The organism is Sulfurovum zhangzhouensis (genome assembly GCF_030347965.1).
GTDB classification, from domain to species: Bacteria; Campylobacterota; Campylobacteria; order Campylobacterales; family Sulfurovaceae; genus Sulfurovum; species Sulfurovum zhangzhouensis.
Map to the genome: position 1 here is coordinate 625,786 of NZ_JAQIBD010000001.1, position 17,819 is coordinate 643,604.

Genomic DNA, 17,819 nt, shown 5'->3' on the forward strand with positions numbered 1-17,819 from the left:
CTTCAAAATTTGGTTGATTTTAAGTCTCTACGACTGTGTTCCAAAGTCCGTTCGGCTTACGTAAACAGCATTGATGCTGCCAACAGTCACATAAATGCAAACTGTTTCCCTACTTATCACTCCGTAATAACGGCGTAATTTTATCTAAATATAGATTACATTTCGCTTCACTACGCCAGATATTCTGGTGTAGCCAACTCTACTTTTTTACCTTTTTGCTCCAAGACTACAACTTCGATCTCATCACCCTCTTTATATTTATCTGCCAAGTTGTCAACACGTCCTTTAGCTACTTTTGAGATATGAAGCAACGCATCAAAACCATCAGGCATTTCAACGAACATACCAAAGTCTACGATCTTCTTGATCTTACCGGTGTAATGTTTATTGATCTCATACTGCATCTGTTTAGGTACAGGTTTTGAAGCAATAGCTTCAATATGTTCTTTAGCAGCGGCTACCTTGCCATCATCCTCTCCACTTACTTTTACACCCCCAACTTCTCTATCAAGATCGATACTCACATCAAATTTTTCAATGATCTCACGGATAGTTGCTCCAGCTTTACCGATAATATCAACAATACGGCTCGGATCAATCGTAAAATGTTCCACTTTCGGCAGCGCCAGACTTGGTTGCATATCCTGTTCTGCTTTTTCCATAAGCTCCAAGATATGCAAACGACCTTTTTTTGCCTGAGCCAGTGCATCTCTTAATATATGAACTTCCAAACCGCCCAGCTTAATATCCATCTGCATTGCAGTGACCCCATCACGTGTTCCAGTGATCTTAAAGTCCATATCTCCATCATGATCTTCAAGTCCCATGATATCAGTAAGTACGGCATACTTCTCACCTTCAGTGACAAGTCCCATTGCTACACCCGCAACAAGCTTTTGTGTATCAACACCGGCAGCTTTCAGTGCCAATGAACCTCCACATACCGTAGCCATGGAAGAAGAACCGTTACTCTCCAGTATTTCTGAGACTAATCTTACAGTACCTTCTCTACGTACATCTATAGTAGGTTCCAATGCGCGCTTGGCAAGGTTACCGTGTCCTAATTCACGTCTACCAGGAGCACTTGCTGGTTTCGCTTCACCTACTGAGTAGCCAGGAAAGTTATAGTGCACCATAAAGTGCTCTGAGAGTGAATTTTTTTCTGTAATGAGTTCATACATCTGTGCATCTTTATCTGTACCCAGTGTTGCTGTTACCAATGCCTGAGTTTGTCCTCTTGTAAAAAGACATGAACCATGCACAGAAGGCAAGATATTTGTCTCTATTTCGATAGGACGCACTTCATCAAGTCTTCTACCGTCTGCACGAATACCTTTCTCCAGAATTAAAGCTCTAACGATAGTTCTCTTATATGCTTCAAGGACATTAGTTACCAGTTCTTTCTCTAGAGTGATACCTTCAGCTGCTTTCGCTTCCATGATAGATGCACGCACCTTCTTAAGTGCCGTACTTCTCTCACTTTTCGCCATAGACTGTACTGCTTCTTCTACTGCTTCTTTATAATTTTCTGCGATATAGTCATAAAGTTCACTGTCCACTTTTTCATCAAAAAGCTCCAATACAAGAGGCTCTCTGCTCATAGGGGCGAAAACTTCACCATATGCATCTGTAGCCTTCGATATTGCTTTTTGTGCAATGCCTATTGCTTCAAGAAGTGCCTCTTCATTCAATTCATTACATTCATGATGTTCAAGTATCAATGGTACTTCTGCCATTGTAGGTGCAACTACATCATCAATAATCTCTTGAGCAATTGTACGCATCTCAATCATCAAGACATCTTCGCCAGAACCAACAACAAAAAGATCAAGTGTACTATCTACCTGTGCTGTAAGTGATGGATTGATAACAATTTCTCCATCTATTTTACTTAAACGAACAGCTGCAACTGCCTGTGAGATGGGAGTATCAGAAACAAAAAGGGCAGCTGATGCCGCATGCAGTCCCGCAACCTGCATGTCCACTTCACTGTCACTACTCAAAACAGTCACGGTAATTACTACCGGGTAACGGAATCCCTTTGGGAAAAGTGGACGAAGTGATCTATCGATGATACGAGAAGTCAGTGTCTCAAAATCTCCCGGTTTCGTCTCTCTTTTGATAAATCCACCAGGTATCTTTGCTGCGGCATAGCTTTTTTCGATATATTGAACCGTCATCGGGAGGAAGTCCTCTGTAACAGGGCTTTCATCGATAGCTACTGTTGCTAAAAGAACCGCTTTCCCTTGTCTATAAAGCACTGCACCTGAAGCTTGTTTAGCTACTTTGTTAAATTCATATTTCTCTTCTAAATTGTTTATATTGAGCTCTAGCACTGTTGCTTCCATAAATTATTTTCCTTTAATCTCATCTGGTTGGATTTTCTTTTTTTTCTCTTGACGCTCTACCATCCATACAATCTCATCAAAAGTCAGTTTCTCAAAGTTCTGAAAATAGTATTCTATCGAAATATAGTCTTGAATCTTATGAGGGCAGAAGACACCGTCACATACTGCGATCAGGTTTTCATACACTGACTTATCTAAAATAGGAGTAGCAATATAAATATTTTTTGCCTCTCTTGCAATAGCCGACTTCAGTGCAACCATCATCGTAAGTCCTGTTTCGATACACTCGTCAACCAAGACAACATATTTCCCTTTTAAAGAGACAAGGTCTTTCCCTTTTCTGTACTTATATACATAGGAGAGTACTTCTTCATCATATATACGGCTTGCTGCTCCATACACAAAATCCTCCGAGATCTCAAATGCATCGATCAAAGCCTTGTGCATCACTACCTCTTCGGTTTCAGAGATCATTGCGATCGGCAGCGAAGGGTTATTGGGGGCAGAGATAGCCTCGGTGAGCAAAATATCCATCTGCGCATCCAATGCTGTCGCAACTTTATCTGCGAAGTAGACCCCTCCTTCACTGATACCCAGTACTACCGTTTCACTACTGCGAAGAAGCTCTCTAGGCAGTGTATCAATCAATTGTTCTGCCGCCGCCTGACGATCCTTAAAATAGAAACAATCAAGGTCTAAATCGTTGAACATAATCTACTCCCGGATATTGTTTTTTAATTTCATTCTCATCAAAAGTATAACGAAAATCCTCTATATACTTCATCAGTAAGTTGTAAGCATGGTTGATCTGCTCCATATTTGACGCATCTCCCCCTTTATCAGGATGATGTTTTTGTGCAAGAAAACGATATTGTTTTTTAATATCTGCTTTTGTGATCAGTTTGGGTAAACCTAGCGTTTCCAAAGCAGATTCTATCTCATCAATAGGGCTTAACATCTTCTTCCTTCCTTGTACCTATAGTTGCAAACGGGATAAAATTAAGTTGAACAAAAAAACTGGTTTCCAGTCTTGAACCTGTAGGTAAAGGAGTAATATCCTGTAAAACTGTCAGATCCATCGACCAACAGTCTACTGCATAGTTACCGCCTATTCTCCATTGTTTACTTGATGCCTCATCTATATCATAAGTTAAACCGCCATTGATCTTTACTCTAGGATTTATTCTATAATTAAAATTAAAGTTGACATCATTGGCTGGAATAAAAATGGTCTTGTCATCGGGCAATATTTGCTTATACGTGTGGCCTAGAGTAAATCCATACTCTTTTTCTGTAAGCGTTATACGATTGGAAGACTCACGTACTTTATCGAACTCGTACGAATAGACTATGTTATTGTAAAACTGCCAGTTATTCCAATTATATTGCATCTCATTACTGATATCACCAAACTTGTATGTTCGATTGAGATAATATTTTTGTGAGAGGCGCTGGAAAAACTTTAAATTCATGGTTTCATCGTAAAAGTATTGACTAAGGCTTAGTGCATAATGTTCCTCAGGAAGACCGACAGCAAATAGCTCTTTTTGATCTTCATCCAATTGTTCAAAATCTATAGGAGCTTGCTGTTCATTTCCGGGTTGAATGTATTCTAATGCCGGTTGTAATACGTGTATAAAACCATCATATTTTTTTGTCAGGTCTGTAAAGAGTTTTGCTTTGTGGATATTACTATAGTATTCAAATTGATCAACGCTATACTCGCCATTGCCAAAAAAGAACTTACTATAGTAAAACTCTTCACCCACAGACAGACTCAGATAATCGTCAAAAAAAGATGTCGTATAATCCAGTGGGATCTTTGCCTCAGCCTGTTTTAAAGTAATGCCTTTTTTTCTATAAAAATTATTCAGATGCATATCTACACTATAGGTCAGGTTTTTCCATATAAAATGATCTAGATATTTATGTAACTGTACAGAAGGAAGTACTTGAAGAGTATTATCATTATTTTCTTCACGCGTATCAATAAAATATTTTGTATTGATCCCTGCATAAAAATCATCATTCGATACAAAATAGTTCAATCTGGACTCTTGTAACGGGTTACGTCCAAAGTTAATTAACTTGGTCTTTTGGAGGTTAATATAATCAATATCATTTAATAGTATTGCATTAATATAAAGACCATCCTTCATCCCGTAAAGAGAATCTTGGGAAAGAAATTGTGAAGAATCATAATACAGTTCAAAGCCATAATGTTCTCGGTCTTTATTCTGTTCTCTTTGTTGATACTCTAAGCTATCAAGAAAATATCCTGTTCTTATCTTTCCAGAAGAGTAAGCGGAATCCACAAAACGGAAGGTACTATACATCCCTATGCTTCTGTCTGTTCTTATCTGTGGATTAAACTCCATATCCATACTTGGAGAAATATTCCAAAAAATTGGCTGTTCATAGACAAAACCTTCATCTTCTGTATAACCAAAAAGCGGGAACAAAAGTCCGGAGCTACGCTGTCTATCTGTATTGAATGAGAGATAGGGAGTATATAAAACAGGAGTATCCAAAAAGTAAACTTTTGCATCATAGAGTTTCATATGTTTTGTCACACTGTCATACTGTGAACGCTCAAAACGTATTTTCCATAATGGATTATTAATATCACAGCTTGAAATCATACTACTTCCCAGTGTATAATTTCCCTCTTTTTTCCGAGCATTTTCAGACATGAGCCATACATCGTTTTTATTCATTAAAAAAAGCTCTTCAAACTTTACTTCGTTATTTTGCGTGTTGATCTCTATATGTTTGCTCTTTTGTTTACTTCCCTCATGCCCAATCATCTCAATATTACCGTCAAGAATTAATAGATTGGTATTTCTGTCATAAGTAGCCCGGTTTGCTTGGATCACTGAGTCTTTCAAATAAACCAGTACTCCTCCGGTTGCATATACATTGGTCTTGGTACTTGTCATCTGTTTTGCCAGTACCTCAATCTTCGCTGAAGTCTGGTCAGCGTAGAGTGTTTCTCCGCCTACGCACCCCAACAAAAAAAACCAGTGTAAATACTTAAGCATCAACTACAACACATCTTGAGAATTTGTCATGAAAGGTCTGTGTCAGAGGCGTAAAAAAAGCCATTAAAAAACCGAGATATAAAACAAGTTCGCTGGGGATACGAAGAAGTGCCCGGTACAATGCTGTCATGAATACCGGTTTTTCCTGAGTTTCAAGAGATACAACCTTGATCTTCATGATATACTTCCCAAGTGTCATACCGTTCTGCCATACAAGTACAGTATGGTATATCACTTTTAATGCCAAAAGCCATAGTATATTTGCTGAGACAAACTGATTCAAGGCATCCAGAATGACTTGTGATTGAGATCTATCTTCTACAGGAATCGCTTGTAAAAACAGTGTGATCTGATCATAAAAAATGACCATAAAGAAGAGAGAAACGATAATATCATCGATCACAAATGAGACTACTCTCTTTTGTGGTGTAGCAATCGACAGAGAGTTCTGCTCATTCATAACCTCTCCTAAAGTGCCTGATAAGCAATATCCGTACGGCACTGCTTGCCTGCATAATGTACCTGTCCTACTAGCATATACGCTCTTTGCTGTGCTTCTTTGATACTGTCTCCGATACCGACACAAACAAGTACCCTACCGCCTGTAGCATAGAGCTTGCCATCTTCACCACGGCTTACACCGGCAAAAGAAATATGTGCATTTTCATTGATCTCTTCATGATAGATATCATCGATAATGATCTCAGCAGGTTCAGAGTTCTTGTATGGATAATCCTTGCTGGCCATTACGACCCCTACTGCATACTTATCATGGAATTCGATCTTGGCATTTGCCAAATCACCTGTTGCAGCCTTGTAAAATAGCTCACTTGCTGGAGATTTAAGCAACGGCATCAATTCTTCACACTCTGGATCACCGAAACGTACATTGTACTCCAGGATAATAGGATCACCATTTACTACCATTACTCCGATAAAAAGAACACCGGTAAATGGCATTCCCTCTTCCTGCATACCTTTGAGAGTCGGTTTTATCACGCGCTCATCAAGTTTTGCATAAATATCATCATTTACAAGCGGTGTTGGGGCATAAGCTCCCATTCCACCTGTATTTGGCCCTTGATCATTGTTAAGCAATCGTTTATGATCCTGTGCAGCAGGAAGGACTACATAATCCTTACCGTCACAGATAGCAAAGACTGAAAGCTCATACCCGTCAAGGAACTCTTCAACCACGATCGATGTCCCGGCATCACCGAAAGAATTACCACTGAGCATCTCGCCTGCTGCCTGTTTTGCTTCATCTTGACTCTGAGCGATAATTACACCTTTACCGCCACAAAGTCCATCTGCTTTGACAACGATAGGAGCTGTCATAGTATTGATGAAATCATAAGCTTCTTGAAGAGAATTGGTCTCGATGTATTTTGCAGTCGGGACACCATGGCGAGCCAGGAAGTTTTTCATAAAGATCTTTGAACCTTCGAGTTGAGCCGCCTTTGCAGTCGGACCGAAAATAGTAAGGTTACGCTCCTTAAAAACATCTACAATACCCTCTACCAATGGTGCTTCAGGTCCAACGATCGTAAGTTCAATACCATTCTTCTCTACAAAGTCTGCCAAGGCATTAAAATCACTGATAGCAAGGTTCTCGCCCAGCGCATCTGTTGCACCGTTACCCGGGGCAAAGTAGATCTTCTCTACATTCTCATCTTTACTCAATGCCAGACCGATAGAGTACTCTCTACCTCCGCTACCTATGATCAATACGTCCATATCTTCTCCGAAAAGTAAATTTTGAAATTATAATCACCCATTGGTGATCATCAATGTGCTTAGGAAGTTTTTCAAATCTTTGAGGCGAATAATCTCTGTTCATCCAAACATTTGAAAAGCCTCATATGTGCAAGCATCATCGCTTATGAGCCCCGGATGGCCGTTCTGTGTGAGTCGGCCCTAAAAAGCCAACGGTGTAGGAGAGAGCAGTTCTTTAGGAGGCAATTTCTCGCAGGGTAACCCATGCTCAAACGAAAATGTCTACACACCAAGCTGCTACATATCCCACTAAGATTTAATGTTGGACCCCATATACAGTGGTCGAACCATCTAGGTTACTAATATTATAACAAATTTAGTGTAAAAAGTAGGTTTTTAGCCCCCAGGAAATACTCTACTCAACTAAACTATTAGCTTTCTCTATACAGGATTGAATCAATGGTTCGTCCGCCACTACATAATTCATATCGGGTTTGAGATACTTCTTTGTTGCTTCTCCGATTAAGACCGCAGTATAACTTTGATCCCACTCAAAGTTCTGAAAAAAACAATTAACAGTAGAGGGTGAAGTGAAGATAATAACCGCTCCTTTTGAAGGAGCCTCTTCATTAGGATAATCAGCACATGATGTTTCATAGAGTACTTGCTCTTGCACCTCTATCCCTGCCCTTTCTAAATAACCCTTTGTGTCAAAGGAGACTTTTTGAGGCCGAAGATAAAGAATTTTTTTATCTTTAAAGTATGTAACGATATGCTGACTAAGCGTTTCACCGTAAAATGAAGAAGGATGATAGATCACACTACCGCCTAAGGTCTCTATCTGTTTTTTCGTTGCAGGACCTATGGCAACGGCAGGATACTTTTTCCAACCTGTATCGATCGCTTCAGCACTCTTCACTGCTTGTTTTGAAGTGAACAACAATATATCACATCCATCAAAATCGATCTTATCAGTGACTAAAGAGAATGAGATCATAGGTAACGGAATCGTTCCTTCTTCTGGTGTAGGAGAGAGTAGATAAATATCCCGTTTTTTCATCTAAGCATTATCCTTTTACAGGAGACTGTTCTACCAATGATGTCCCGTTTAAAAGTGCCTCGTTGACAGCCTCATCATCATAAGGATCAAAATGCGGAGTAATAATCCAACGTTTTTTCTTATCAAGCTCCATCATCTTCTCCTCAACCTCATCTGCGATACGATGTGCTTCAAGCAAGTACATATTGGGTCGAAGTACCATGTGAAATTCAACGAAGTTTGTTGTCCCGTCACTTCTTGTACGTAACCAATGATAACTGGTAATCTCAGGATGCTTAGAAAGGATCTCACCGATAGAAGCAACGATTTTACCATCCAGTGCTTTATCCAGTAATATCTGTATTCCTTCTTTGATAATCTCAAAAGCCGAGTAAATAATATACAGACCTATCGCCAAACCGATAATGGCATCAATCTCATCATATCCACTGATCCACACCAACCCCAATGCCACAAGTACTGCACCATTGGACCAGAGGTCTGTTTGGTAATGTAAAGCATCCGCTTTAATGACCAAACTGTGTGTCTCTTTAGCGATCTTCAACAGATACTTGACAAGTCCATAGGTAATAAAAATAGAGAGAAGCATTGCAAGAAATGAAGGGGCAAGCATTGTCGTCTCTCCACCTTTTGTCAGTTTTTTTAAAGCTTCATAGATGATATAAATACCTGACATCGTAATGACCGTACCTTCAATAACAGCTGCAATTGCCTGGACTTTGCCTTTACCGTAATGATATTCTTCATCAGGGTTCTCTTCAGATTTTTTAATGGCAAAAAAGTTTAATACAGATACTAACATGTCAAGCAGAGAATCGATCGCTGATGCAAGTACAGCTACCGAACCGCTTGCAACGCCTATCAATAGTTTAATTATAAGTAAAAGTGTAGCGACTGAAGTCGAGACAACTGTTGCTTTTTTTTGGGATGACATACGCATATTACTGTCCTTAAAATCATTTTGATACATTAACCGTGTCCAATTCTCACCATTCAGATCAGACAATCACATAAAAAACATTCTAACATATTGGAGGTATGACTCAGGCATACTTGTAATTTAGAACCCTATACACGCCAATCAATCTCAGTGATATTGTGTAACTTGAGGTATTCATTTACCTGAGAAAAAGGCTTGCTTCCAAAAAAACCACGGTAAGCTGAAAGCGGAGAAGGATGAGGAGTTTTGATCACCAGGTGTCTGGTGGTATCAATTGAAGCTCCTTTTTTCTGCGCATAATTTCCCCACAGGATAAAGACCACATTTTCACTATGTTCATTAATTATATCAACTACCTTTTGTGTAAACATTTCCCACCCTTTCCCCTGATGTGCATTCGATTTTCCTGCTTCTACGGTCAACACAGCATTTAGCAGCAATACACCCTGTTTTGCCCAAGACTGAAGATAGCCTGTATGTGAATTGTCAATGCCAAGATCATCATAGAGTTCCTGATTGATATTCTGCAGTGATTTTGGTAATGGTTTAACCTCCGGCATCACTGAAAAGGCAAGTCCATGCGCATGTCCTGCTGTCGGATAGGGATCTTGGCCCAGAATAACTACCTTTACCTGATCAAGCGGCGTAGAATTGAGCGCATTAAACCAGTATGAGGTTTGTGGGAGTACCTGCTTTTGCTGTGCTATCTCCTCATCCAGAAAAGCTTTCAACTTATGCATATAAGGTTTTTCAAATTCTTCAGACAGAGCTTTTTGCCAGGATGGGTCAAGCGTGATAGTATGCAGCATAAAGAATGGCCTTTTTGGGTTATTGTAACTAATTTGCGGTTAGTAACTGGGATGAAAAGTGTGTTCCCTCATATCGGGGGAACACACTGATGAGCTAGAGTGCTTTCGTTGCGACTGTAGCGATGCGTGAAGCAAATGCACCTTTATCTTTGGGTTCCATACCTTCAGCAAGTTTGGCACTATCTAGCAGGATCCAAGACATATCAGCAAAGAGGGCATCATTACTTAGAGTATCAAGTTTCTTGATCATTTCATGGTCAGGATTGATCTCAAGGATCAATGGGATCTCAGGCATCTCCTGTCCCATCTGTACAAACATATGCGCCATACTTGCCATCGGATCAGAACTGTCTTTCAGGACACATGACGGGCTTGAAGTAAGTCTTGTTGATATCTTAACCTCTTTTACCTCATCACCCAGTACCTCTTTGATCTTATCGGTCAATACTTTGAACGCCTTACTGATCTCCTCTTTTTCTTCTTCACTCTTAGAGTCAGGTGCATCAATAGTAGTAATATCTTTAAGTGTCCATTCTTTGTACTGGCCGATCATCGGCGTTACGATCTCATCAACCTCTTTATCATCAAGGATCAGCACTTCAATATCCGCTTTTTTATACGCTTCAAGCAGCGGTGAGCTTCTTAGTACTTTTTCATTTTCACCGATGATATAGTAGATCTCTTTTTTCTCACTATTCCCACGTCTTATATAGTCATCAAAAGAGACCAGTCCCTCTTCGTTTGAACTCTTGTATCTTACGATATCGAGAAGTAGCTCTTTATTTGTGTAATCTGTAAAGATCCCTTCTTTGATGACCCTGTTGTACTCTTTAGCAAATATTTCAGCATCTTCGCCCTCAAGCTTTTTAATCGATTGAAGGATCTTTTTGACTGAAGACTGCTTGATATTTGCCATCACTCTGTTCTCTTGAAGCAGCTCGCGGGAAACGTTAAGAGGGAGGTCTTCAGAGTCAATGATCCCTCTCACAAATCTTAGATACGGAGGCAGTAACTCTTTTTCATCATCGGTGATAAATACACGTTTCACATAAAGTTTTACGCCTGGCTGATAGTCTGCCCTATACATATCCATCGGCGCTTTTTTAGGGATATAAAAAAGTGTAGTAAACTCATTAGCACCTTCAACTTTGTTATGTAGGTATGTAAGCGGTTCAGCATCCCCGTGGTTAAGGGTTTTATAAAACTCTATATAGTCCTCTTTTTTAAGCTCAGACTTTGACAGCGTCCAAAGAGCCGTTGCAGCATTTGCCTGCTCTGATTTTTGTACTTTCTTAGTGACGGCATCTTCACCTTCACCTTCTGTCTCTTCTGTATCGTAATTAAGCATGATCGGGTACGCAATATGATTAGAGTACTTCTTGATCACTCCTTCAGTTCTCCACTTATCAAGGAATTCCTTTTCATCCTCTTTCAATTTGATATAAATGATCGTACCGTGAGATTCTTTGGTGACCGGTTTGGTTTCATACTCGCCTTTGCCATCCGTTGAGAACATATAGGCTTGTTCTTCCCCTGCTTTTTTGGAGATCACATCAACCTTATCCGAGACCATAAACACTGAATAGAACCCTACTCCGAACTGTCCGATAAGGTTGCTGTCTTTTTTTGCATCACCTGTGAGTGACTCCATGAAAGCTTTTGTCCCTGATTTTGCGATCGTACCAAGGTGGTTCATGAGATCCTCTTCATTCATACCTATACCGTTATCCCCGATCGTCAAAGAGTTATCCTCTTTATCAAGTTTTACAAAGATCTTTCCTGACCACTCATTTTCTTTAAAATTTTCATCTGTGAGTCTAAGATAGTTGAACTTATCGATTGCATCACTTGCATTGGAGATAAGTTCCCGTAAAAAGATCTCTTTGTTTGAATACAAAGAGTGCGTCATCAACTGAAGCAATTGACCGATTTCTGTTTGAAACTGATGTTTAGCCATCTTGATTTCTCCTACTCATCTTGATTAATTTTGTGCGATTATAGTATATTTTGACTAATATTTCAAGTTTTTAGGAAAGAAACTTTAGTCGATATGACTAAAGTATAAATGTTTCCAATTTTAGATATAATGGATACATGAAAACGCTATACTTAATTCGCCATGCCAAATCTGATTGGAGCGACCTTTCTGAAAGTGATTTTGAAAGAGGTCTCAACAAACGAGGGAAAAGAAATATTATCAGAATGAGCAATGCTCTGAAAGAAATGGAGATCAAACCCGATCTTATTATCTCCAGCAGTGCTAAACGTGCAAAAAAAACTGCTAAAGGTCTTGCCAAAAAACTGGGTTATAAAGATGATCTCATGTTATTGGATTCGCTTTACATGTGTGAACCTCAGCAGTGGATTGAGACGATTCAAAATATCCCTGAAAAGTACCATTCTGTTTTTATCGTAGGTCATAATCCTGAGATCACCGATGTAGTCAATATGCTTATTGATGACTATATAGATAATATCCCGACACTGGGGATCGTAGGTTTTGATGTCTCATCCCATGAATGGAAAAAGTTTGAGCGTCACAATGCTAAACTAAAGTTTGTTATCTACCCCAAAATGTATATCTAGATAAGCATTGGTATCAATTATCACTACTTGTATAAAATCTTTTGAAATTTCAGCTCTTTATTTTGGAATGGATCAAAGATCATCTCTACTTGATCTATACTATATTTAAACGGAAAACCGACAGTTGAACCTTTTGCCGTACTCTCCAGTATATAGTACTTCTTTCCGTCGATCCACATTCCTTTTTTATCCGTAACACGCACATCTTCCAAAGGAGTAATCACAAAGATATGTTTAGGGACCAATACAAAATATGCTTCTTTATCCAACGCATGAAGTAAGGAGATGAGAAGATTACTTTTGTCATCACAGTCACCATATCCATTGGTAATAGTCTGCGCAGGGTTACGTGCCTTGAAGTTATTGACCTTATAGGGAATTTCTGTCACATAATCCAATAAAAGCTGTACTTCACATAGATTACTCTGACACCCTTCAACTAACGTTTCAGCCTTCTCTTTTATATAAGGTGAAGTACTCACACAGTTGGTATAGATCCCATCACCTGTACCGATCTGTCTTTTGTCTACGATTATCGCCGCTTTGGCTATGATATAAATAAAAGCAAAAGCAGTTATAGCAAGGATAAAGAGTGAAAAGTTTTTGGATTTCAGATTTTGCATACAATATTTTACCATTGAAATAAAAAAATGAAATGAAATTTCTTTTTAGTCGATATTAGATTTGAAGGTTGTTAAGAAGGAGCTTGCTAGCAGTAAGTGACTAAGTAAACTCCCTCGAAGATAATATCAAATGGGAAGAAATTATTCCCACTCGATCGTTGCTGGCGGCTTTGAAGAGATATCATAGACCACACGGTTGATCCCATCGATCTCATTGATAATTCTTCTACTCATATTCTCGAGTATATCATGAGGGATATGTGCAAATGTTGCTGTCATACCATCTACCGACTCTACCATACGAATACATACTGTATTATCATATGTTCTGTTATCACCCATTACACCAACAGACTGTACATTAAGCAATACTGTAAATGCCTGCCATACTTTATCATAGTATCCGGTTGCTTTGAGCTCTTCTTGCATGATCGCATCAGATTCTCTAAGAAGTCTCAATGCTTCTTCATTTACCTCGCCCATTACACGGATCGCAAGACCTGGTCCAGGGAACGGATGACGTCCGATCATATCTTTTGGTAAACCAAGTTCAAGACCAAGTTTACGTACTTCATCTTTGAAGATCTCTCTAAGTGGTTCTACCAGTTCGAATGTCATCCAATCAGGTAATCCACCAACATTGTGATGAGACTTGATCGTTTTAGAAGGACCTTTCACAGATACAGACTCAATAACATCTGTATAGAGTGTACCTTGTGCCAGGAAGCTTACATCAGTATGCTTTGAAGCCTCTTTATCAAATACTTCGATAAACTTTTCACCGATCGTTTTACGTTTGGTTTCTGGATCCGTTACACCTGCAAGTGCAGTCAAGAATTCCTCTTTAGCATCAATCGTAATAAGATTCATATCAAGCAGTTTAAACATATTTTGTACCTGCTCTGCCTCATCTTTACGAAGCAGTCCCTGATCAACAAATACACATACCAGCTGCTCTTTTGGAAGTGCTTCATGTAAAAGTGCAGCCACGACTGAACTGTCAACTCCACCGCTTACACCACAAAGTACTTTTCTATCACCCACCTGTTTACGGATATCTTCGATCTTCTCTTTTGCAAATGAGCCCATATTCCATGTACTGTCACAGCCACAGATATACTTTGCAAAGTTCTTAAGCATATGCGTTCCCTCTACAGAGTGGTGTACTTCAGGGTGATACTGGAATGCGTAAATATTTCTACTTTCATCAGCAATTGCCGCATATGGAGAGTTCTCACTTGTACCGATAACTTTAAATCCAACAGGGATGCGTTCAGCTTTATCCCCGTGACTCATCCATACTACTTCGTTATCACTTACACCATTGAAGATCGGACATTCACCTTCAATTTTGAGTCTTGCTTTACCATACTCATGATGGTCAGCCGGTACTACTTCACCACCAAAATGCTGAGTTATAAGCTGCATCCCATAACATATACCAAGGATAGGCAATCCAAGGTCCCAGATACCGTCATCCGGTTTATAAGCATCTTCTGCATAAACAGATGCAGGTCCACCAGAGAGGATAATACCCTTTGGTTTACGTGCTTTGATATCTTCGATACTTTCACGGTATGGTACTACCTCTGTATAGACACCTGATTCTCTAAGTTTTCTAGCTACTAGCTGCGTATACTGCGAACCAAAATCGAGTACGACAATAGGTACTTCTTTTTTCATCAATGCATTCCTTAAAAGTTTCGTAGTGAAATTTTACACAAAAAAGGTATAGAAGAGTCTGAAAGTAAAAAAGAGTTAAAAAATGAGGAATGGCTTTCAGGCAGTTCTGCCTGAAAGAATAAAACATTAATGAAGATGAAGTACTTCGAACTGCAAAAACCATACTGCCACAGATACGATGTATCCAACAAGTACCGTCCAAGCCAGTTTTATGTGTGAAGAAAATGTATAGATACCATGTAGTTTACCCATAACACCAACACCTGCAGCTGAGCCGAAACTAATGAGTGATCCCCCTACTCCGGCTGTTAGCGTTACAAGCATCCATTGTGCATGCGCTTCAAAGTCCGGTCCCATATCCGGGCTCGATTTTAGTACCGCGGACATCACAGGTACATTATCCACGACCGCAGAAAGGAAACCGACACCTATGTTTACTGCTGTTGGACCAAACTGTGAGTAAAGTGCAGTGAAATACTCCAAGAATCCAAGGAAATGGAGACCACCCACAGCAGCCAAGATACCAAAGAAGAAGAGTAAAGTATCATTCTCGATCTTAGCGATAAATGAGAATACATTGACTTCCGGACACTCTACACCTTCACTGTCATATCTTACCTCTCTGCTCATACGGTAGATATAAAGTTTTAAGATCGCAAGACCGAACATCATACCCCACATTGCAGGAAGATGGAGTACCTGGTGAGAGAGAACCGCTGAAGCGATTGTCACAGCAAAAAGAGCCATGATCACTTTACCACCCGGAGCAATCTTCTCTTCTTTCTCATCACTATGGAAAGGTGGTGTTGCATCCGGTACAAAACGGCTAAGCAAGAATGCAGTGACAAACCATCCGAGAACAGCAGCAGGGAAAAGATAAAGGAAGTCGACAAAATCCCCTTTACCGTCAACCCACACCATCAGTGTCGTAATATCACCAAACGGTGACCATGCTCCCCCTGCATTCGCAGCCACAACGATATTGATCGCTGAAGGGACCAAGAACTCTTTATTCCTTGCATCAATAGTGATCAATACTGTTGAAAGGATCAATGCTGTTGTCAGGTTATCTGCAATAGGAGAGATGAAAAATGCCAAAAGACCGGTGATCCAGAAGAGTTTTCTGTAGCCGTATCCCTTTGAAACAAGGTTATAACGGAGTGTAGAGAAGACTTTGCGGTCAATCATTGCCTCAATATAGGTCATTGCAACATATAAAAAGAAGAAGATTCCCGCAATTTCAACAATCAATATCTCAATCTCATGGTGAAGATGTGAACCATCCAGCCCATTGAATGCATAGTACAATCCAATAAGTACAAAGATCAATGTACCTGCAAAAAGTGCCGGTTTTGCTTTATTAATGTGATACTTGTCTTCTGCTGCGATAAAGTAATACCCTACCACAAAAATGATCAGGGAAAGAATCCCCACCCACGTTGTTGTCAAATCTATATGCATTGCTGCTTCAGCTGCCATATCTGCTCCTATTGTAATTTCTTGACCACCTTCATTGATGAATCTATACATAGTTTCTGTCTCAAGATTCTATATAGTGTGATCCCAATGATTCTTTTCTAGCCAATGCCGCTTCAACGATCGCAGAAGCAGTATTGAGCCTTAAGCGTAACAATCTACCAATCTCTCTGTTCTTCATATCATAGATAAGATTTTTGGCTTCATGAAGTCCTGCTTTGGTCCTGATAATGCCTATATCTTCCCACATTATTTTACGTAACTGGTGTTTATATTTTTTGTCATTATCTTTGTGCAGAATGTTACCGTAATCTTTATCAAAGACAGGTGTTTGCGTGACTTTCTGCTCTTTGGACAAGAGATGATCAACTGCACGTTTGGCAAATACCACCCCTTCTAACAATGAGTTGGATGCCAAACGATTGGCTCCATGTACACCCGTTCGTGCAGCCTCACCAATCGCATACAATCCCTCCATTCCATCAATGCAACCGTTGATATCTGTCTTGATACCTCCATTTGAGTAGTGAAATGCCGGAGAGATAGAGATACGGTCTTTAGGAAATTTATAGCCTAGTGCACCAAAAGTCTGTGTAATATTTGGAAAGCGTTTAGCAAACCATTTTTCATCAAACATTGAGAAGTCCAGATAGACTTTTTCACCGGTTTTTCGCTTATAATCAAAAATACCGCGTGCTACAATATCCCGGCTTGCCAACTCTCCGCGCTCATCATAATCAAACAAAAAACGGTTTCCGTTTTCACCGACAACATACGCACCTTCACCTCTAAGTGCTTCAGTAAGCAGTAGTTTTCTAGCATACGGTGTTTCTACATACACTGTCGGGTGAAACTGCATAAACTCCATATCAGCAAGTTCTATCCCTTTTTCGACACAGATCCCGTGTATATCCGCACTTACCGTACGTGAATTCGTATTGTACTCATAAAGTGATCCTACACCTCCAGAAGCAATGATCACATTATCTGCATAGATAGTAGTAGGCTGGTAGTTCACAGTTGCCTTTACTCCATAACATCTACCATTTTCAATCAAGAGGTCATATACCAGTGTATTTCTTTGTAACTTGTGCTTATTTTGTACCATCATGAAATAATGTATATAGCGGCCTGTCGCATCACCGCCTGCATGAATGATACGCTCGGTAGAGTGTGCTGCTTCCTTGGTATACAGAAGGTTTCCATTTGGACCGGTGTCAAACTTCATGCCTCTTTTGATCAGATCAGGGGTGGTCTCCAATGAAGTACGTGAAAGTATCTCGACAGCTTGTTTATCATTATGATAAGCACCTGCTGCCATGGTATCCTGAACATGCAACTTAACATCCGCTTCATTTAGAGCAGTTGTCATTCCTCCTTGTGCATAAAATGTATTGCATTCCCAGGGAATATCCTTGCAGACGACCAATACATTTTTAGACGCAGGAAGGTTCATCGCTGCATATAAGCCTGCAATCCCTGCTCCGATAATCAATACATCATACTTTTCAGGCATTAGTTTTCTCCGTTGTTTTTG

The 17,819-nt window shown here is 39.8% G+C and carries 15 protein-coding genes; 1 reads left to right on the plus strand and 14 read right to left on the minus strand.

Features of this window, described 5'->3' with window-relative positions:
- Positions 1–170: 170 nt before the first annotated feature.
- From PGH07_RS03395 to htpG, 10 genes are all read right to left on the minus strand, one after another.
- Positions 171–2,348 (minus strand): polyribonucleotide nucleotidyltransferase, encoded by a 2,178-nt coding sequence (locus PGH07_RS03395; protein WP_289412538.1) that lies wholly within the window; start codon positions 2,346–2,348, stop codon positions 171–173.
- 3 nt (positions 2,349–2,351) lie between these two features.
- Positions 2,352–3,059: a phosphoribosyltransferase gene (locus PGH07_RS03400; RefSeq protein ID WP_289412539.1), complete on the minus strand. Its 708-nt coding sequence runs from the start codon at positions 3,057–3,059 to the stop codon at positions 2,352–2,354.
- On the minus strand, positions 3,037–3,306 hold the full coding sequence (locus tag PGH07_RS03405; protein WP_289412540.1) for a DnaJ domain-containing protein: 270 nt from the start codon (positions 3,304–3,306) through the stop codon (positions 3,037–3,039). The genes PGH07_RS03400 and PGH07_RS03405 overlap by 23 nt, the downstream gene beginning before the upstream one ends.
- Entirely contained in the window at positions 3,290–5,389 is a 2,100-nt protein-coding gene (locus PGH07_RS03410) for an LPS-assembly protein LptD (protein WP_289412541.1), read from the minus strand. Before PGH07_RS03410 ends, PGH07_RS03405 begins: the two co-directional genes overlap by 17 nt.
- Positions 5,382–5,849, minus strand: a complete 468-nt coding sequence (locus PGH07_RS03415) for an RDD family protein (RefSeq protein WP_289412542.1) — start codon at positions 5,847–5,849, stop codon at positions 5,382–5,384. Before PGH07_RS03415 ends, PGH07_RS03410 begins: the two co-directional genes overlap by 8 nt.
- Positions 5,850–5,857: 8 nt before the next feature.
- Positions 5,858–7,126: a phosphoribosylamine--glycine ligase gene (gene purD / locus PGH07_RS03420; protein ID WP_289412544.1), complete on the minus strand. Its 1,269-nt coding sequence runs from the start codon at positions 7,124–7,126 to the stop codon at positions 5,858–5,860.
- A 394-nt stretch (positions 7,127–7,520) separates the two neighbouring features.
- Positions 7,521–8,165 carry a uroporphyrinogen-III synthase gene (locus PGH07_RS03425; RefSeq protein WP_289412546.1) on the minus strand — a complete coding sequence of 215 codons (645 nt, stop codon included), beginning with the start codon at positions 8,163–8,165 and terminating at the stop codon, positions 7,521–7,523.
- 7 nt (positions 8,166–8,172) lie between these two features.
- Entirely contained in the window at positions 8,173–9,105 is a 933-nt protein-coding gene (locus PGH07_RS03430) for a cation diffusion facilitator family transporter (RefSeq protein ID WP_491630901.1), read from the minus strand.
- Positions 9,106–9,233: 128 nt separating this feature from the next.
- Positions 9,234–9,914 carry a uracil-DNA glycosylase gene (gene ung, locus PGH07_RS03435; protein WP_289412548.1) on the minus strand — a complete coding sequence of 227 codons (681 nt, stop codon included), beginning with the start codon at positions 9,912–9,914 and terminating at the stop codon, positions 9,234–9,236.
- 94 nt (positions 9,915–10,008) lie between these two features.
- On the minus strand, positions 10,009–11,871 hold the full coding sequence (gene htpG, locus PGH07_RS03440; RefSeq protein WP_289412550.1) for a molecular chaperone HtpG: 1,863 nt from the start codon (positions 11,869–11,871) through the stop codon (positions 10,009–10,011).
- A 137-nt stretch (positions 11,872–12,008) separates the two neighbouring features.
- Between htpG and PGH07_RS03445 the strand changes: the two genes are divergently transcribed.
- Positions 12,009–12,500 carry a SixA phosphatase family protein gene (locus PGH07_RS03445; RefSeq protein WP_289412551.1) on the plus strand — a complete coding sequence of 164 codons (492 nt, stop codon included), beginning with the start codon at positions 12,009–12,011 and terminating at the stop codon, positions 12,498–12,500.
- A 23-nt stretch (positions 12,501–12,523) separates the two neighbouring features.
- On the opposite strand, the gene PGH07_RS03450 is transcribed toward PGH07_RS03445, so the two are convergent.
- The 4 genes from PGH07_RS03450 to nadB all read right to left on the minus strand — a co-directional run bounded on the left by PGH07_RS03450 (position 12,524) and on the right by nadB (position 17,798).
- Complete coding sequence (locus PGH07_RS03450; protein WP_289412552.1) at positions 12,524–13,123, minus strand: transglutaminase-like domain-containing protein; 600 nt, start codon at positions 13,121–13,123, stop codon at positions 12,524–12,526.
- Between the two features lie 141 nt (positions 13,124–13,264).
- Positions 13,265–14,806: a glutamine-hydrolyzing GMP synthase gene (guaA, locus tag PGH07_RS03455; protein WP_289412554.1), complete on the minus strand. Its 1,542-nt coding sequence runs from the start codon at positions 14,804–14,806 to the stop codon at positions 13,265–13,267.
- A gap of 126 nt (positions 14,807–14,932) precedes the next feature.
- Positions 14,933–16,285, minus strand: coding sequence for a sodium:proton antiporter NhaD (gene nhaD / locus PGH07_RS03460; protein WP_289412556.1), 1,353 nt, complete (start codon positions 16,283–16,285; stop codon positions 14,933–14,935).
- Between the two features lie 61 nt (positions 16,286–16,346).
- Positions 16,347–17,798, minus strand: a complete 1,452-nt coding sequence (nadB, locus tag PGH07_RS03465) for an L-aspartate oxidase (protein WP_289413079.1) — start codon at positions 17,796–17,798, stop codon at positions 16,347–16,349.
- Positions 17,799–17,819: the final 21 nt, after the last annotated feature.